Source organism: Pseudonocardia sp. ICBG1293, assembly GCF_020131355.1.
Lineage (GTDB): Bacteria > Actinomycetota > Actinomycetes > Mycobacteriales > Pseudonocardiaceae > Pseudonocardia.
This window is the reverse complement of record NZ_JAHLEL010000064.1, coordinates 1-15,648: the sequence shown is the minus strand read 5'-3', so window position 1 is coordinate 15,648 and position 15,648 is coordinate 1. Positions and strand designations below refer to the sequence as shown.

The following is a 15,648-nucleotide window of genomic DNA, read 5'->3' as shown; positions in this document are numbered from 1 at the left end:
GGCATCAGGCGGCGGAGGCGGCGAACTGGGAGACCAGGGTGTAGCCCAGGCCGAACAGCACGGCGAGGGCGAGGCTGCCGACGATCATGCGGGCGCCGAGACGTCCGGAGCCGTGGTGGTCCCACATCCGTCCGGCGGTCGCGGCGACGATCCCGCCGAAGAACAGCCCGAGTACGGCGATCCCGGCGATCCAGCGGACGTAGCTGACGACGTTCTCGATCGCACCCGCACCGGGCGGGGCCTGCGGCCCGGGGTTCGGAATGGCCTGCGCAGGCACCGCGATCTGGCTGAGCAGTGTGTCGGTGAGTAGGTGGGGGATAGACATCAGGGGTGCCTCCGCAGGAAGTGGGTTTCAGCAGGTGGCAGGGGTGGTTAGCGGTGTCGTGGGGAGGTGACCAGGCCCCAGGAGGCCAGCAGCGGTCGCAACGCGTCGACCGCCCTCGGGGGGCTGGGGTCGTCGGTGACCCCGCCGATCTCCCACGCGGGGACGTGCGGCACGAACAGGGCTTCGTCGAGCAGCGCTGCGATCCGGGGGCCGGCTGCGCCGGTGACACCGGTGGGCCATTTGCGGGTGCCGTTGACCACGAGCTGGTAGATCGGGGTCGCGACCCCGCGCTGTACCCAGGGCTCCAGGCGGGCGAGGAGTTGTTCGGCTTGGCGTAGTGAGGGTCGGGTGGCGCGGATGACGAGGATCGGGCGTTGGGACGGGAGGCCGCGCCGTAGCCAGCCCCCGGCGCCGTAGACGGGTGTGGCGGTGGCGCGCCAGCCGCCGTGGCCGAGGTCGACCACCGTGGTGTGCAGCGGCTCCGGCGCCGGGTCCGGGAGCCAGTCCGGGGGGACCGGCACCATCCCCGGCGTGATCGCCGGCAACCCGGTTTCCAGGCGGGCGAGTAGGGCGTCGGCGCGCCAGCTGTAACGCACCGAGATGTGGTCGTTGACCTGGCGCAGCCACGGCCCCTCCCACGAGGCCGCGCACGCGAGCCCGGACCGGGCCGGGTCATCGGCGTCGACCAGCAGCGCGCACCGCTGATCGGCCTGCAGCGCATCGACGATCGCCACCGCGACACACGACGCCCCTGCTCCGGCGGATCCGGCCAACACCGGGATCAGGGCTCCGAACGCCGCCCAGGACACCGGGCGGGTATCGGGGAACACTGTGCGCGCCCGGGCCTGCACCGTCTCGACGGTGGCGCCGAGCTCGGCGGCGGCATCGACCGGGTCCAGGCCGTCACCCCCGCCCGCCGCAGCAGCGGCGGAGGTGGCGTCGACCAGTAATTCGTTGTCGACGATCTCCAACCCACCCGGAGCGCGCGAGCGCGCCGCCGACCCGAGGAGCTGGTTGAGCTCGTACGGGCTACGCGGCGGCGCAGGGGCGGCGACCCAGCGGTCGTGCAGGTCGGCCGCGCTGCGGGACGAGGTCACCGGATGACCCCTCGCCGAGAGCACGGACGACGGCACGAACGGCGGCGCCGAGCAGGTGATAGAGCACCGGTAGCGACCGCGACCACCCCGACGACGTCCTGTTCGCCCTGACCTGGGGCGGGGACACGTTCTGCTGCGGCGGCGGCCATCATCGGAGGCCGAGGCGCTTCGAACAGGCCGGCCACGCCTGCCAGCCCTGCACGGCCTGGACCCGCTCGGCGACCTCGATCTGCTCGGCCCGGGACGCCTCGTGCGCTTCGCCTTCCCCACCGAACGCCCGCCAGGTCGGCGGGCTGAACTGCAGGCCACCCTTTATCTGGACACTTTCTCCTGCACTCCGAGGAAGCTGCAGGTCAGACGACCGCGTTTCATGATCTAGTTCGCGGTCATGCGAGTGGTGAAGTGCGAGCCGGAGCGGCTGGGAGAGCCGGCGGTGATGCTGGTCGAGGACTCCGGTGTACCGGTGTCGGAGGTCTCGGCGTTCCTGTCGTCGTTGGCCGTGCGGGATTTCTCTCCGAACACGGTCCGGGCTTATGCCTACGATCTGATGAAACTGCTGCAGTTCCTCGACGAGCGCGGCGAGCCAGTCAGCGGGTTCTCCCCGATGCTGGCCACGGAGTTCCTGGCTTGGCTGAGAGTCCAGTCCTCGGCTGGGAGGGCGCAGCGCAGCCAGCTCGGTCTGGTCAGTGGGGACGGGCGGCGGTTGTCGGCGCGAACCTGCAATCGGGTGCTGGCTGCGGTGTCGTCGTTCTATGAGTTCCTGATCAGCTGCGGCGGCTACTCGCAGGTGGAGAACCCGATCCTGCGTGAGGCCGATCAGGCTTCGGCCCGTGTGCTGGGCCGGTATCGGCCGCCGCTGCTGACCAGTGCCGATCAGCGCCCGGTCCGTCGGGTCCTGCGGGTCCGCACCGTTGACACGCTGCCGCGCCCGGTCCCGGACGAGACCTACCTGGTGCTGCTGGGGCAGCTGGACAAGCTGCGCGATCGGGCGCTGCTCGAGCTCATGCACGAAGGTGGCCTGCGTCCGGGCGAGGTGCTGGGCTTGCATCTGGAGGACATCTCCTACGGTCGGAAACGGGTCACCGTCTGCCACCGCGACGATCACCCGCAGGGCGCACGGCAGAAGTCCCGCCGTGATCGGGTGGTGGACTTGCTCGAGGACAGGGCACTCCCGACCCTGAACCGCTACGTGCTGCTCGAACGCCCACCGGAGGCCCAGACCCCGCTGCTGTTCCTGATCGGTGGCAGAGGCGCCCGCAGAGATCACGCGCTGAGCTACGACGGCCTGGTCCGACTGTTCCAGCGGGCCGCGACCCGTGCCGGGGTGCGCGAGCCCTGGCTGACGCCGCACAGCCTGCGCCACACCCACGCCACCCGGATGGCCGAGCTCGGGATGCGAGAGCTGACCTTGATGCGCCGCCTCGGGCACGCCCACCCGGGCTCGACCAAGGTCTACGTCCGGCTCACCGACCATCAGGTCCGCGACGACTACCGGACCGCTTTGGAGCAGGCCCCGCAGCCGGACATGGCGCGATGAGCGCGCCACGACGTTCGGGGTCACTGCGCACCACCGACGGCTACTCGGGTCCCTCGCACGCCTCGGTCGATGAGTACGAGCGATTCGTCCACGGCGGGCTGCGCGGCTCGAGGAACTGGGCACCGATGCTGCTTGCAGGCCCGGGCGGAGTTCGTCGCCCACTACCCGTCGATGACGCGATGGGCCCGTCGTCCGTTGGCGGAACGGGTCGGTCCTACGATCAACGCGCGCCCCGTCCCGTCGGGCACGCTGGTCGACCCGGCGGGCGCGACGGTGAGCTTCCGAGCGCGGCCCTACCTGTTCTACCTGTCGTTGACCGGGCGGCGGCGCCTGGACTGGCCGTGGCTGTTCGGGGCGGCGAACCTGCGGATCCTCGCCATCGCCGACGGGCTGAGCCTGCCGCTGCGCGCGCAGATGGCCGCCCTGCGTGAGCAGGAGCTCGGACGGGGTCTGTCGGTCCCCAGCGTCAACAAGAGCCTGCCCTGGGCGCTGCCGCGGCTGATCCTGCACCGCGCCGACCCCGACCTCACGACGTTGTCCCTGGCCGAGATCGACGAGTTGCGCACGGCCATCCGCACCGTTACCTCGCTGCCCGAGATCGAGCAGCTCGACCTGAAGGTCCGGATGCAGTCCGGGTTCCCGCAGGCTTGGCACAGCAGCGTCACCCAGACCGGGGTCGCGCTGTTCCACGCCGGGTTCATCGAGGCCCTGCCGCTGCGCAAGCAACCCCGCCCGCCGGCCGCGCTCAGCGCGGTCCCCGCGGTCGAGGAGGCGATGGGGCGCTATCTGCGCGAGCTCGCCGTCCGACGCGCGCCCGGCACCGTCACCCAGGTCCGCTCGGGCCTGCTGCGGCTGGCTGCCTGGCACGCTGAGACCCGACCCGAGCAGACCACCTTGGCCGGGCTCGACCGGCCTGCCCTGCTGGAGTTCCTGGCCTGGTTGCCCCACCAGCGCAAGTGGAAGCATCCCGAGCAGCCGCTCTCGGCGGTCTATCGCGACGGCGTCATCGGCAACGTCGCGCGGTTCTTCCGCCACGCCGCGATCAATGAGTGGCCCCACATGCCCACCAAACCTCCGCTGACCAGCTCTGACGTTCCTCGCAGGATCGAGCGCGTCCCACGGTTCATCCCCGCCGAGCAGCTCGACCCGCTCATGGACGGCATCCGCGCCCTGGCTGATCCGCTGCAGCGCACTGCACTGTTGGTCGCCCGCTGGAGCGGGGCCCGCAGCGGGGAGATCCGCAAGCTCGAGCTGGACTGCCTCGACACCTACCCCGACGGCACCCACCGCCTGCGCCTGGCCGCGGGCAAGTCGGCCAAGGAACGGGTCGTCCCGATCCACCCCGAGGCAGCCGAGGCCGTCCGCGACCTGGCCGCGCGTCGCTGCGCGCAGACCGACCAGCCGCTGTTCGACCAGCGACTCGGCCGGACGGTTCGCTACCTGTTCCTGCGCAACGGGCGCCTGGCCAGCCCGGACTACCTGTTCAAGGTCGGGCTGACCGAGGTCTGCCGCGCGTTGGGCCTGGTCGACGACGATGGCAAGGCGCTGGTCCACCCGCACCGCTTCCGGCACACCATGGGCACCCAGCTCGGTGAACGCGGCGCGAAGATCCAGACCATCATGAAGGTCCTCGGACACCGCTCCGCGGGCATGTCGATGACCTACACCAGTCTGTCCGATCCCGTCGTCCTCGCCGACTACCAGGCCGTCCTCGCTCCCGGCGCGGTCCTGGCCGGCCCGCAGGCCGAGGCCATCCGCAGCGGCGATCTCACCACGGAGGCCGTGAACTGGTTGTCGACGAACTTCTTCAAGACCGAGCTCGAACTCGGCCGCTGCCTGCGCCTGCCCCAGGAGGGGCCCTGTGAGTGCGACCTCTACCTGACCTGCTCGAAGTTCGTCACCACCCCCGACTACGCCCCCCGACTCCGCATCCGGCTCGAGACCGAGCAACAGCTCATCTGCGACGCAGAGACTCGCGGCTGGGATCGGGAGGCTGAGCGACACCAACGGACGGCGCGGCGGGTCCAGGAACTCCTGGATGAGCTTGACACTTGCGGATGCCCTCATGACACCAACTTCGAGAGCAACGTCGCGCTGATCGACGTCCAGATCCCTGCGAACACTCCACCCAGCCCCGACGAGCAGTGATCTACGTCATCCCGCTGCAGATCTGTTCGGATAACACCGTGGTAGCCGTTACCGGTGTTGGTGCTCCAGTCACCGCCGGATTCGCAGTGGGCTAGCTTGTCGAAGGTCGAGTCCGTCGCCGGGGTTGTCACTCCTCTATCCGTCGCCTTCGGCGGCGGCTCGTCCCGCGGCGTGGTCCTGTGCGGCTGCTCACCAGCAGTGCCGTTCTCAACGGTGTCGTTCTCAACGGTGTCGTTCCCGTCGGGATCGGTGCTGCTGGGCGTGTCACCGGCCCGGCCCTGGGTCAGGTCAGCGCTGGTGGTGTTGCGGTCGAGGGCATCGAGGAGGTCCGCCGCGACCGGGTCGACTGCGGCAGCGGCGCGGGCCTGGGCGGTCAACGCCGCGATACTCGACGACACCGAACCCGGCGCCGGTGAGCTGCTACCTGTCTGCGGCCCGGAGGCCGTGCTCGCGTCCTGGCCAGCGCTTTCCGCAGCCGTCTGGCCAGCACCGATAGCGGAACCGGACGTGCTGTCGTCGGTGCTGCTGTTGCTGGTCTGGGTGCGGTTGATCGGCGCCCCGGGCTGGACACTGGCCGCGCTGGACGACGTCTCCGTCGGTGTCTCTGCAGCCGGGGTCGAGAGCGGAGCCGAGGGCCTGTCCGGCGACGGGACCTGCGCGCCGGACGCCTGGGTCGGGGCCATCGTGGTGTCGCCGTCTCGGCTGCTGGTGGTGGCGCGGAGGCGGTCGAGGGCGTCCAGGTCAGCGGGGTCGGCGCCCAGCGCCGCGAGATGGTCTCGGTCCAGAGCGTCGAGGACCGACGTGCCGATCCGGGTGGCGTCGGTGTCACCGGAGGCGGTGATGGCGGCCATCAGGTCGCTGACCATGCTGATCGCCGCCCGCGCCGTCGCGATGTCCTCGGTCGATGGGGCCTGCCTTGGGCTGGTCTGGATGTCGGTGACGACGCTGTTTGCCGTCGCCGAGGTCGAGCGCGGTGCTGTGTCCGGTGCTGAGGGCGGTGGCCCGGATGCCCTGCTGCTTGGGGTGAGAGCGGTCGTGTCCTGGCTGTTGTCGTCGGTGTCGTTGCCGCTGTCGGTTGCGGTCGTCTTCTCGGTGTCGGGGGCAGGGGCAGCGGTGGTCGTCGGTATCGGCGTGGTCGGTGCGGCTGCCGTAGGTAGAGCCGAGGGCGGTGGTGCTGCCGGTTCAGCGGCCGGAGTGGCGCTGGTCTGCGTGTTCTTGTCCCCCGCGGGTGGCGGTCCCGGCGCAGCCGGGGCCGGGCGGTTGTGGTCGGTGCAGGCCGCCGGGACCGGCGGCACAGCCGCCCGCGACCGTTCCACCGGCGCCGCCGGTGCGACGGGTGGCGCGGCTGGTGGTGCTGCGGCAGCGGCGCGGGCCTGGTCCAGAGCGCCGACCGCGGCGGCGGCGTGGTTGTCGTCGAGCAGGTCCGCCGCAGGCGGCGGGGGTGATCAGGTCGGCGGGGGTGGGGCCGAGCCCGGCCGCGGCCAGCCGCACACCGACCTCGCTGAGCTGTGGGTCGGTGGTGTTCAGGTGGTGTAGCTGGTCGGAGACGTCGACGGCGTGCTGCCGCCAGCCGACTGGCTGGGTCGCGGGCCGGAACCCGAGACCAGATATCTCGTCGGCGAGGGCGTGGTCGGCCGGGTCGTCGGACACGGTGAGATCGGTGAGCAGCGCCCGCGCCTGGTCACGGGTCGCGGTCGCGGCTGCGTGTTGACGGGCGGCCTTGCGATTATCGCAAGTTCCGTTGGCGGTCAGCTCGAGCACCGTCACCGGGCTCTGGCGTGGGTCGGTGGTGAGGGCGGTGGCGGTGTAGGCGCTGGCGCCGAGTAGCGCGGTCGCGGTCAGGACCGCGACCGCGGACCGGCGCGCCACCACCGGCGCCGACGACGCCCGCGCAGGCAGACGGCCCGGCAGACGGTGTTGCGGGACGTGGTCGGCCCACGACGGCCGCGCAGCACGACCACGAAACGAACGCCGTCGAGCCGAGCGCGGAAGCGGAGACATTCGGGGAACCTCCAGGTCAGCAGGGGAGCGGACGAGTCACGGGCGAACGGGCTGGTGGTGGGCGTCTAGGACCTACCCACGTTGTTGATCTCGTCGGTGATCGACGTGCTGGAGTCGGCATCGGTGGAGCCCTTGCTGCCCGCCGAGTCGGTGGAGGCACCGTCGCCGGCGGCGAGGCCCCACTGCTTGACCCAATCGACCTGCATCTGCCCGGACTCGTTGTCCCCGCGGGGGAACCAGTCCAGCTGTAGGCACAAGTGCATCGGCCCGGGCGGCAGGATGGAAGTGTCTTCTGTCTTCCACCACTCGCGGCCGTCGACGAACGCGGTCACGCCCTGCGGTGTCCATTCGACGGCGTAGTTGTGCCACCGGGTGGCATCCACCTGGAGTTCGCCGTGGACCTGGGAGTTGTCCGCCCCGTAGTGCAGGAACAACTCGACCTTGTCCCGGGCCGGGTCCATGATCTCGGCGAAGTCGATCTCCCCACCGACCGGGAAATTTTCTTCAGTGGGCCAGAGCAGGGCCAGCGCGTTGTAGGAGGGGGACCCAGTGGGTGCGCGCATCCGGACTTCCCAGCGTCCGTATTTCTGCGCGTTCGAGGTCCAGGCCAGGCCGGCGGTCGTGCCGTCCCCGGTGCCGTCGATCGTCAGGACGCCGTCAGCGATGGTCGCCGCTGCCGGGGAGCGGACGCCGTTCCCGGCGTGTCCGGGGCCGTCATAGGCATTCCAGCCCGGGCCCAACTGCTGGCCGGTGAAGTCGTCGACGACATCCGGGGTACCCCACCCGAACACCTCACCAGCGCTGCCGCTCTGGTCCTGTGCGGCTGGCGGATCAGACGAGCCAGGCGCGGCCGGGTCCGGTGCCTGCGCCGGCACCTGCCCGTTCTGTTCGTTCTGTTCTGGATGATCATTGGATCCGTTTTCATGATTACCCGACCGATCCCCGGTCTGGTAGCAGGTGGCGGGGACGAACCCGGGCCGGTGGGCGCCGACGCTGGTCAACGCCGCCCGCCACATCGCGGCCCGGTCGCTGGTGTCGTCGGTGAGTTCGGCCAGCACGTGCACCGCTGTAATGCGCCACCCGCACTCGACCTGGGTATCTGCGGGTACGGGAGCGGGCGGGGCGACCGCGACCGCCAACGACGTCACCGCCCCCACCACCGCACCGACCAGCCCGGACCCGATCACCGGCCCACCTCGCGACCGGCATGGTCGTCGCGGAAGCCGTGTGCGGCCAGGCCGTGCGTGCGGCGGCCCTGGAAGCCGTCGGCGACCACGGCGGCGAGCTCGAGAACCGCATCGCGGGTGGCCGGGGCCAGGGCATCCAGATCGATGATGTCCCCGGTTGCCAGGTGCGGGTCGGCGGGAAGTTCGACCACTGCTCGGACCCGGGAGGCGAAGTAGTCGTGGATGACGGTGTCGTCGACGTAGCGGGACTGCCGGTCACAGGACAGGACGACCACGGCGTCACGGACCAGGTCTTGGTACGGGAACCGGCCGGGCGCGGTCTGGTGGGTGGCGAGCCACTGCAACGTCCGGGCCGCCCGCGATGCACCGTCCTTGGTCGGGGCCCCCACCACCACCAGGGAATCGGCGTGGCGCAGGGTGCCCTGCATCGCCGAGTGCACCAGACCCGTCCCACAGTCGGTGAGGAGCAGCTCGTGGTAGATCGACAACAGGTGTAGGACACGCTCGTAGTCGCGCTCGGAGAACATCTCCGACAACTCCGGCGCCTGCTCACTGGTGAGGACACGCAGGCGTCCGGCGAGATGGGTGTAACCCGACAACTGCGTAGAAGTACGGACCTGGTCCAGATCGCGCAACAGGTCCCGCACCGTCCGCTTACCCGCCTGGACCTCCCCAACGAGACGATCCCCGAGCGTCCCGGCATCGGGATTTGCGTCGATCGCGATGACCCGGTCCCCGCGGTGCTCGGCCATCGCCAACCCGAGCAGACCGGTGCACGTCGTCTTCCCGACACCACCTTTGATCGACCCGACCGCGACGCTGTAGGGCCCCGACAGCGGTGTCGTGATGCGGCGGACCTGGTCCTTCCGGCGGAGTTCGGCCTCGGACAGCCCGGGATTCCACCGCCCACCGGTTACGGCGTAGACGGCGGCCCGCCAGCCGCGGGTCGGCGCCACGAGTTTCGGGCGCACCACATCGGCGAACGCACCACCGTCAGAGAAACCGACCACCGGAGTGTCCTGGCCGACAGAGCCTACGGCGTCGTCGGTGTTCCAGAACGGCGCCGCCGCCGTTCCCGGCGGCTCGGCCGCAGGCCGAACGGGCCGCGGGCCAGCGCCAGGGGCAGCAGACAACAGCTGCTCTGGGGACTCGCTCGGCGCCGGCTGCTCGACGGGGACTTCCGGAGCCGCCGCTGCGGCCGCCATCGACTCGGGCGTGCTCGGGGCGCCGGGAGCGGCCCACGCCGCAGCCCCATCGGCCAGCCACGACGGCGCCGTCGTCGCCGCGGTCTCCACCGGAGACGGCACGTGATTACTGCTCGACATCAGCGGCTACCTGCCTGCTCATCGACAGGCCCGGACAACAGACCAGGATCGACGACCAGACGGCCGTCCTCCGGGGCACGAGTGACCGGCACCGTCATCCGCACCCAGCGCGGCTCGGCCGCGGTCCACGACGCATCCGCTTCCGGTGGGGCGCAGGAGCGGCCGATCGTCCCCGGCGGCTCCGCCAGGCCGCCGCGTTCACTCTCGTTCTCGGGATCGGCGCCAGGACCAGGCACCGGAGCACGGATGTACGGGGTGGCGCGGACGAGCACCTCGACGAACACCACCGTGTCCGACCGCCGATACAACCGCCCCGGCAACGGCGCATCCGCCCGCTGACGACCGACACCCGACCAGCCCCACGTAGAGGCCTGCGCGTCCGCGAGGACTTCGCGGAGGACCTCGGCACGCCGCCACGGATCGTCCTCGTCGAACGACTGGAAATCACACGCGAACCGTCCCGCGAACGACGACGCCTCCACATCGGACACCCGCTCCCACGACCGAACCGACCGGGTGAACGACGGCTCGACGGACACACGAGTCAGGGATCGCCGGCGGGCCTGAGGCTTCGTCGGAGAAATCTCCTCATCGAGGCGGATCTGTGGTGGAGTCAGTTCGGCATCCGTCTCGGTCTCATCAGGCGCTGTGACTTCGGCGAGAGCTGTGGAGCGTGGACCTCTCGGTGTGATGACGTGCACGGCCGCTGGTGGTGAGGTCTCGTCGATCGGGATGGCGGGGAGGCCTGGGCTCTCGCCAAGTCCTGGGGCTGTTCGCCATGTGGACGAAGTCGTTGGGGGCGTCGGGACGCGCCGGCGCGGCATCAAACCGACGCCCCATGGACGGTGCCGAGAAGCTGAGACTGCGGCCTCCATGTGCTTCCACCAGGGGTAAGGTCGCCAGCTCTCTGGTGTAGCACGTGACTGCTGGACGGGTCCTCCATCGCTCAACCTCCCTCTGAGGTGCACCGCTGGATGTATCTGATCAAATCACGATAGTGAAGGTACAGGACCAGACGGGCACTTCGCCAGAACTTCATCAACCAGACATGCACGCCGATAAATCCCGTAGCCTCGCTCGGGGGTGGCGGGCGCCGCTCAGCGAGGAGGCAGCGCGCGATGGCAGCGACGACGGACGGCAGCTCAGATGGTGGCTTGACCGCGCGGCTGAACTACCTGTTCGAGCATGTTCGTCCGGAGGGCGAGGACCGTCGGTACAGCGGGCGAGAGCTCGTTGCGGCGGTCAATGAGGCTGACGTCGAGTTGTCGGAGTCGTACCTGTCTCAGCTGCGGCGGGGGATGACGGGGAACCCGACGCTTCGGGTCCTGAAGGGCATCGCGGACTTTTTCGGAGTGCGTGTCGGGTACCTGCTGGATGATCCCGAGGCAGTCCGTGCGGTGGAGGCACAGATAAGTCTTCGCGCCGCTATGCGGGATGCCCAGGTGCAGGATGTTGCTTATCGCGCCGCGGCTCTTAATGCGAGCCAGCGAGTCGCGTTCGATGAGTTGCTGACCGACCTCATCCAGAAGCGGAGTCGAACGAAGGAGAGCAGCAGTGCGGATGACGTCTGAACACGTTGGCTATCGGCTGCGCGGAAGAGTCTTCACGAACCGGGTCTGGCATGGATGCTGAGGTCGAGCGCCTTCTCTATGATTCGGTTGCGTTGCTCGGTCCGTTGGATCGGCTCCGGCGGCTCGGGTTTCTGTGCGAGGGTGGACGTTTCGATGATGCCGCCAGCGGAACCACGAGTCGGCGACTCCGTGCGCGACTGGAGCGGATCACTGACGGCACTTTTCGAAGAGCTGATTTGGACGCACTCGACGATGTGATGCGCGGTCGCGATCGCGTCATAGCGCCAGAGTTTACGGAATTTTTTACGCGGACACTTGGGGTGGCAGACGGATATATCACCGACAGCGCGGTGGCGGAACGAGCAGAGGAGGAATTGCTAGTACGTCTTCTCTCTGAGAGTGGCGTGGATAGGCCGGTGGTGTGTCGTGTTCAGCCAGCTCGTCCCATCCGAGCAGCCATCTGCGTGAAGTTGGTTGAAATATCTCGAAATCGTCAATACCAGCTGCAGCAGAACTGATCGTGCCACACCGCCCTACGGACCGTCACCACGACATGCAGGAGACCGCCGCCCAATGGTCGCACCGACGCCCCATGATGATTGCCTGCAGATCCCGATGACAGATGCCGAGCTCAGAAAATTTTGGCGGACGCTTTTAAAGGATCTCGGAATCGTGAGCAGGCTGGACCCATGGATCCTGTGTCAGAGACTAGCCGAACGTTTGGGCAAGAGTATCAACGTTGAAGGCCACACGATTCCAGGAGTATCCGGAGTCGGGTTCGGATCGCTAGTTCCGTTCCCTGACGAGTACCTCATCGTCCATGCTGCGGACGTGTCAATTCCTTACCAAAGCTACATAATATGTCATGAGCTGACTCATATCGCGCGGAATCACCCCCGCGGCGGGGAGATGCTCTGTGGAAACTTCACAGAGATCGACAAAGAAAATCAGGAGCCCGGGGCGGGCAAGTATTTCAGCTCCTGGAAAGAGTGGGAGGCGGAGACCTCCGCCGCTATCCTCGTTGAGATGGCAAATCGACCAGCTCCTTTGATTGATATCGACGCTAGCGGTCTTAGTGAGAGTGAACGTCTTTACGCACGTGCCGTCGGCGGGCGCGCCCTGCGGGGGTTCCGGTGAACGTCGCTGCCCAGATCATCATTACGGCCATCGGCATATCATTCCTCGCTGCTATCACGTATAAGGTGAACGAGATTCGGCGCGATCCGTCCAACTGGGCAGCCTGGGGGGTCGTGACAATCCTCTTTGCTTTGATGATTGCGACCACTGTTCGCGAAAACTCGCCGATTGAATTTCTGTCGACGTATGGCAGTACATCGGAAGGGGTCGTGTTTCGGAACATCCCTCAGGCTATGGGGTTCTTTGGTCTTCAGCTACTCCACCTGTACAAGAGCGCTGACGGGCGCCTCCGTAGAAAGCGGCTTCTCCTGGAAGCAGCTGCCCTGTGTGCGACTATCGTCGCGATGTGCGTGCTTGCTGTCACGCTGCCGCCGGGGGTGAGCTTGTATGCGTCTGACGAGAATCTCGCCCACTTCCACGTGCTTCTTTTCTACTATGTGATCGGCGGATACGTTCTATACTGTCTGATCTCACAGCTGCGGTGGAATATTATATTTGCGCGGACCTTCCGGAATCGTTTGCTGCGGTGGTCGGCCGCAGTGGCAGCGGCAGGAGATCTCCTCCTCATCTGTACTCGGCTGAGCCGGGATATAGGACAGAGCTTCAGTCACTTCGTCTCGGGCGAACGTCCTCTGATCACATCAGTCTCCGAGAAACTTTTCGTCGTCACGGGATTCCCGACACTTATCGTAGGCTTGCTGCTCCCGGCGATGGTGGACGGCTTCCGAAACCTGGCACACCTCTATTCTAGAGCTCGCCGGTGGCAGAAGCTTCGCCCCCTGAACGACGCGATAAAATGGGCTTACCCGGGGCTGCAACGCCCAGCACAGCCCACCGACACCGACACCGACACCGACACCGACAATTCTCTCCTAAATTCCGGTCGATGCAAGCTGGCACAACTGATGCGGGATATCTCTGGCGAACGCGTTCAGCGGTGTCAGGACGGGTACGGGCGCAATCGCAATAATGATACCGGGGGGCGGCCGCTGGCCCTTGCCCGGGTGCTCGACTCTTTACCTGAAGCCGGAGTTCCGTTCGATACGACCGACGATGACCAGGTAGTCAAACATCTGATATCTGTATCCCTGGCGCTCGGCCGCGTAGGCCCGATCTATCTCAAGGAGTACGCCGTCATTCAAGCAGAACCGGAAAACAGCTCCCTCTGACCTCATAGTTCGGAAAGTTGCCGCCAATGGACACTCTCATCACCGCCGCCAACATCATCGATGGAGATCCGGAAACAATCGCAGGCGGACAGCGGGCCACCGCGCCTCGCCCCGCGGCGGTACTTGTCCGTGACAACGTGATCCACGTTGTCGGCGACCTTGCAGACGTCAGTATTCATGCTGAACCCAGCGCTACACGGCTGGACTTTCCGGGCGGAACGCTACTGCCCGGCCTGATCAACGCCCACGTACACCTCTGCGGTGACCTGAGCCCACAGCCTTTCGCTACCGCCGCTGACGGCGATCACACCACGCTGACAAATCTGATCCAGAGGAACGCCCTATCAGTGCTCACAGGTGGGTGCACAACAGTGCGAGATCTCGGAGACAGTCGGGGACTCGTGATCTCGCTCAGAGATCAGATTGACCGAGGCGAAACCCTGGGGCCTCGTATCCTTTCCTCAGGAACCCCACTCACCATCCCCCAAGGTCACTGCTGGTTCCTCGGCGGGGAAGTCGCTAACCACAGCCAAATCGACAAACATATCGAAGGACTCGCTGCAGCGAAAGCGGACTGGATCAAGGTCATGGCTGGTGGCGGCCAGATGACGCCGCGCGGACCGTCGATGTTCGACTCCCAGTTCTCTTCTTCCGACCTGGCCTACATCGTCCGGCGAGCGAGCGCTTATGGGACCCCTGTAGCCGCCCACGCGCACGCCACAAAAACGATCAAGGTATGCGTTGATGCTGGCGTGCACACTATTGAGCACTGCGGCTGGTGGGCAGCTAAGAAAAAGATGGACCTTTCCGATGAGATCGCAAGCAAGATGGCCACTGCATCAATTATTGCAGGCGATACCGCACCGCCTCAGTGGCGGATGCTAGCCGATCTTTTACCGTTCCCCGATGACCACCGGATCGGTGACCACCTGCCATGGCTCCGAGCACATGGGGTGCCAATTCTCATCGGCAGCGATTCCGGCCTGCCCAATGCTATTTTTGACGACTTCCCGACCTCCTTGGAGCATTACGTAGAGCGCGGATTCACACGCTCCGAAGTCATCACCCACGTAACCGGGACAGCAGCCGATAATCTCAGAATCAGCGAACAGACCGGCAGGATCCGTGCAGGACTCTATGCTGACCTTATTGTTGCGTCCGGGGACCCGCGCGACGATCTTGACTACCTGCGCCGCCTGCACCTCGTCATGACGCGCGGGCACCGTGTCGTCTGACTCAGGCCATAGTCGCAATCACACACGAGCAACCACAATCGGGCTGGTGCGATCGTGTACAACAGTGAGGGAGCAGGTGTGAGCACTACACCAGGAGCCTCGTCGTGGAAAGACGACTACGCCCACCTGATGATCACCGTGTTCCTCGGTGCCTGTGTCTTGGTGTGTGTCGAGACCGCTGCCCTGGTCGCCGGGCTGATTTCCGGTGCGCCGCGGTGGCTATTCCTTGGGCCTGCGGATGTTGTCGATCTGGTGGGGCGGCTGTTGCGGGTTCCGGCCCCGGCCGGGTCGACCACTGCACATCTGTTCGTGGTGCCGGGCTTGTTCCGGAATTGCCTGATTGGTGCCGCGACGGTGCTCGTGGCCGCGATGATGATCGCGGGCTGGGCCGCCGCACGACGGCGTCGGGGTGGTCGCCGGTCGCGGCGGTCCCGTCCGGGGCTGGTCAGCACCGCGCTGGCGCGGGTGGCGCCGGTCCCGGCTGGGCATGCCACCACTGCTGAGATCGCCGCGGAGCTGTCGGTGAAGGCGTGCCGGGCCTCCGCCGCTCGGACTCGGCCGGGTATGAGTGCCGCCCAGGTCCGTGCGGCGGCGCCGGGGGAGGTGGGGATCCCGCTACCGACGTGTGCGGCGTGCGGTCAGTTGTGGGCGCCGTTTACGAACCCGACCGGGGTGCTGGCACCGACCCAGTCCGGGAAGACCCGCTGCTGGCTGTGCGGGATCTGCATCGACGCCCCGGGCGCGTTGCTGTGCTCGACCACGAAACCGGATCTGTTGGAGCTGTCGGCGTTGTCCCGCGCTCGCCGGCCCGACGCGGGACCCGTTCTCGTGTTCGATCTGACCGGCACCACCGCCTGGCCCGCGGTGCTGCCGTGGTCCCCGCTGCACGGCTGCCGCGACCAACAACAAGCGTGGG

General features: G+C 67.4%; 15 protein-coding genes and 1 pseudogene. 8 read left to right on the top strand and 8 right to left on the bottom strand.

Annotation, left to right across the window (positions count from 1 at the left end):
• Positions 1–4: 4 nt before the first annotated feature.
• The 3 genes from KPF47_RS35095 to KPF47_RS35085 form a co-directional block, all read right to left on the bottom strand.
• Complete coding sequence (locus KPF47_RS35095) at positions 5–325, bottom strand: hypothetical protein (RefSeq protein ID WP_224392856.1); 321 nt, start codon at positions 323–325, stop codon at positions 5–7.
• A 47-nt stretch (positions 326–372) separates the two neighbouring features.
• The gene (locus tag KPF47_RS35090; RefSeq protein ID WP_224392855.1) at positions 373–1,422 is read right to left on the bottom strand and encodes a hypothetical protein; all 1,050 of its coding nucleotides are present in this window, start codon (positions 1,420–1,422) and stop codon (positions 373–375) included.
• 148 nt (positions 1,423–1,570) lie between these two features.
• Entirely contained in the window at positions 1,571–1,726 is a 156-nt protein-coding gene (locus KPF47_RS35085) for a transglycosylase family protein (RefSeq protein ID WP_374108941.1), read from the bottom strand.
• A gap of 84 nt (positions 1,727–1,810) precedes the next feature.
• Here KPF47_RS35085 and KPF47_RS35080 point away from each other — a divergent pair, with 84 nt between their 5' ends.
• The gene (locus tag KPF47_RS35080; protein WP_308015575.1) at positions 1,811–2,959 is read left to right on the top strand and encodes a tyrosine-type recombinase/integrase; all 1,149 of its coding nucleotides are present in this window, start codon (positions 1,811–1,813) and stop codon (positions 2,957–2,959) included.
• A gap of 132 nt (positions 2,960–3,091) precedes the next feature.
• On the top strand, positions 3,092–5,107 hold the full coding sequence (locus KPF47_RS35075; RefSeq protein WP_224392854.1) for a site-specific integrase: 2,016 nt from the start codon (positions 3,092–3,094) through the stop codon (positions 5,105–5,107).
• Here the strand turns inward: KPF47_RS35075 and KPF47_RS35070 are convergent.
• The 5 genes from KPF47_RS35070 to KPF47_RS35050 form a co-directional block, all read right to left on the bottom strand.
• Positions 5,023–5,958 carry a transglycosylase family protein gene (locus KPF47_RS35070; RefSeq protein WP_224392863.1) on the bottom strand — a complete coding sequence of 312 codons (936 nt, stop codon included), beginning with the start codon at positions 5,956–5,958 and terminating at the stop codon, positions 5,023–5,025. The two genes, KPF47_RS35075 and KPF47_RS35070, sit on opposite strands and share 85 nt — an antisense overlap.
• Before the next feature lie 331 nt (positions 5,959–6,289).
• Positions 6,290–6,979 carry a hypothetical protein gene (locus KPF47_RS35065; RefSeq protein ID WP_224392862.1) on the bottom strand — a complete coding sequence of 230 codons (690 nt, stop codon included), beginning with the start codon at positions 6,977–6,979 and terminating at the stop codon, positions 6,290–6,292.
• A 194-nt stretch (positions 6,980–7,173) separates the two neighbouring features.
• Entirely contained in the window at positions 7,174–8,295 is a 1,122-nt protein-coding gene (locus KPF47_RS35060) for a glycoside hydrolase family 16 protein (RefSeq protein ID WP_224392853.1), read from the bottom strand.
• Complete coding sequence (locus KPF47_RS35055; RefSeq protein ID WP_224392852.1) at positions 8,292–9,305, bottom strand: MinD/ParA family protein; 1,014 nt, start codon at positions 9,303–9,305, stop codon at positions 8,292–8,294. The genes KPF47_RS35060 and KPF47_RS35055 overlap by 4 nt, the downstream gene beginning before the upstream one ends.
• 314 nt (positions 9,306–9,619) lie before the next feature.
• Positions 9,620–10,159, bottom strand: coding sequence for a hypothetical protein (locus KPF47_RS35050; RefSeq protein ID WP_224392851.1), 540 nt, complete (start codon positions 10,157–10,159; stop codon positions 9,620–9,622).
• 579 nt (positions 10,160–10,738) lie between these two features.
• Here KPF47_RS35050 and KPF47_RS35045 point away from each other — a divergent pair.
• The 6 genes and pseudogenes from KPF47_RS35045 to KPF47_RS35020 all read left to right on the top strand — a co-directional run.
• On the top strand, positions 10,739–11,191 hold the full coding sequence (locus tag KPF47_RS35045) for a helix-turn-helix domain-containing protein (protein ID WP_224392850.1): 453 nt from the start codon (positions 10,739–10,741) through the stop codon (positions 11,189–11,191).
• Between the two features lie 50 nt (positions 11,192–11,241).
• Positions 11,242–11,709: a hypothetical protein gene (locus KPF47_RS35040; protein WP_224392849.1), complete on the top strand. Its 468-nt coding sequence runs from the start codon at positions 11,242–11,244 to the stop codon at positions 11,707–11,709.
• 97 nt (positions 11,710–11,806) lie between these two features.
• Positions 11,807–12,328 (top strand): hypothetical protein, encoded by a 522-nt coding sequence (locus KPF47_RS35035; protein WP_224392848.1) that lies wholly within the window; start codon positions 11,807–11,809, stop codon positions 12,326–12,328.
• Complete coding sequence (locus tag KPF47_RS35030; protein ID WP_224392847.1) at positions 12,325–13,497, top strand: hypothetical protein; 1,173 nt, start codon at positions 12,325–12,327, stop codon at positions 13,495–13,497. Before KPF47_RS35035 ends, KPF47_RS35030 begins: the two co-directional genes overlap by 4 nt.
• A 26-nt stretch (positions 13,498–13,523) precedes the next feature.
• A complete protein-coding gene (locus KPF47_RS35025; RefSeq protein ID WP_224392846.1) occupies positions 13,524–14,732 on the top strand; it encodes an amidohydrolase family protein in 1,209 nt (402 codons plus the stop codon).
• Positions 14,733–14,810: 78 nt separating this feature from the next.
• Positions 14,811–15,648, top strand: a pseudogene (locus KPF47_RS35020) (hypothetical protein); the annotation flags it as partial.

Bases quoted from the DNA above. Each gene is read 5' to 3' on its own strand.
- KPF47_RS35095 (WP_224392856.1), bottom strand. From the start codon at position 325: ATGTCTATCCCCCACCTACTCACCGACACACTGCTCAGCCAGATCGCG.
- KPF47_RS35080 (WP_308015575.1), top strand. From the start codon at position 1,811: ATGCGAGTGGTGAAGTGCGAGCCGGAGCGGCTGGGAGAGCCGGCGGTG.
- KPF47_RS35070 (WP_224392863.1), bottom strand. From the start codon at position 5,958: ATGGCCGCCATCACCGCCTCCGGTGACACCGACGCCACCCGGATCGGC.
- KPF47_RS35045 (WP_224392850.1), top strand. From the start codon at position 10,739: ATGGCAGCGACGACGGACGGCAGCTCAGATGGTGGCTTGACCGCGCGG.
- KPF47_RS35040 (WP_224392849.1), top strand. From the start codon at position 11,242: ATGGATGCTGAGGTCGAGCGCCTTCTCTATGATTCGGTTGCGTTGCTC.
- KPF47_RS35035 (WP_224392848.1), top strand. From the start codon at position 11,807: ATGACAGATGCCGAGCTCAGAAAATTTTGGCGGACGCTTTTAAAGGAT.
- KPF47_RS35025 (WP_224392846.1), top strand. From the start codon at position 13,524: ATGGACACTCTCATCACCGCCGCCAACATCATCGATGGAGATCCGGAA.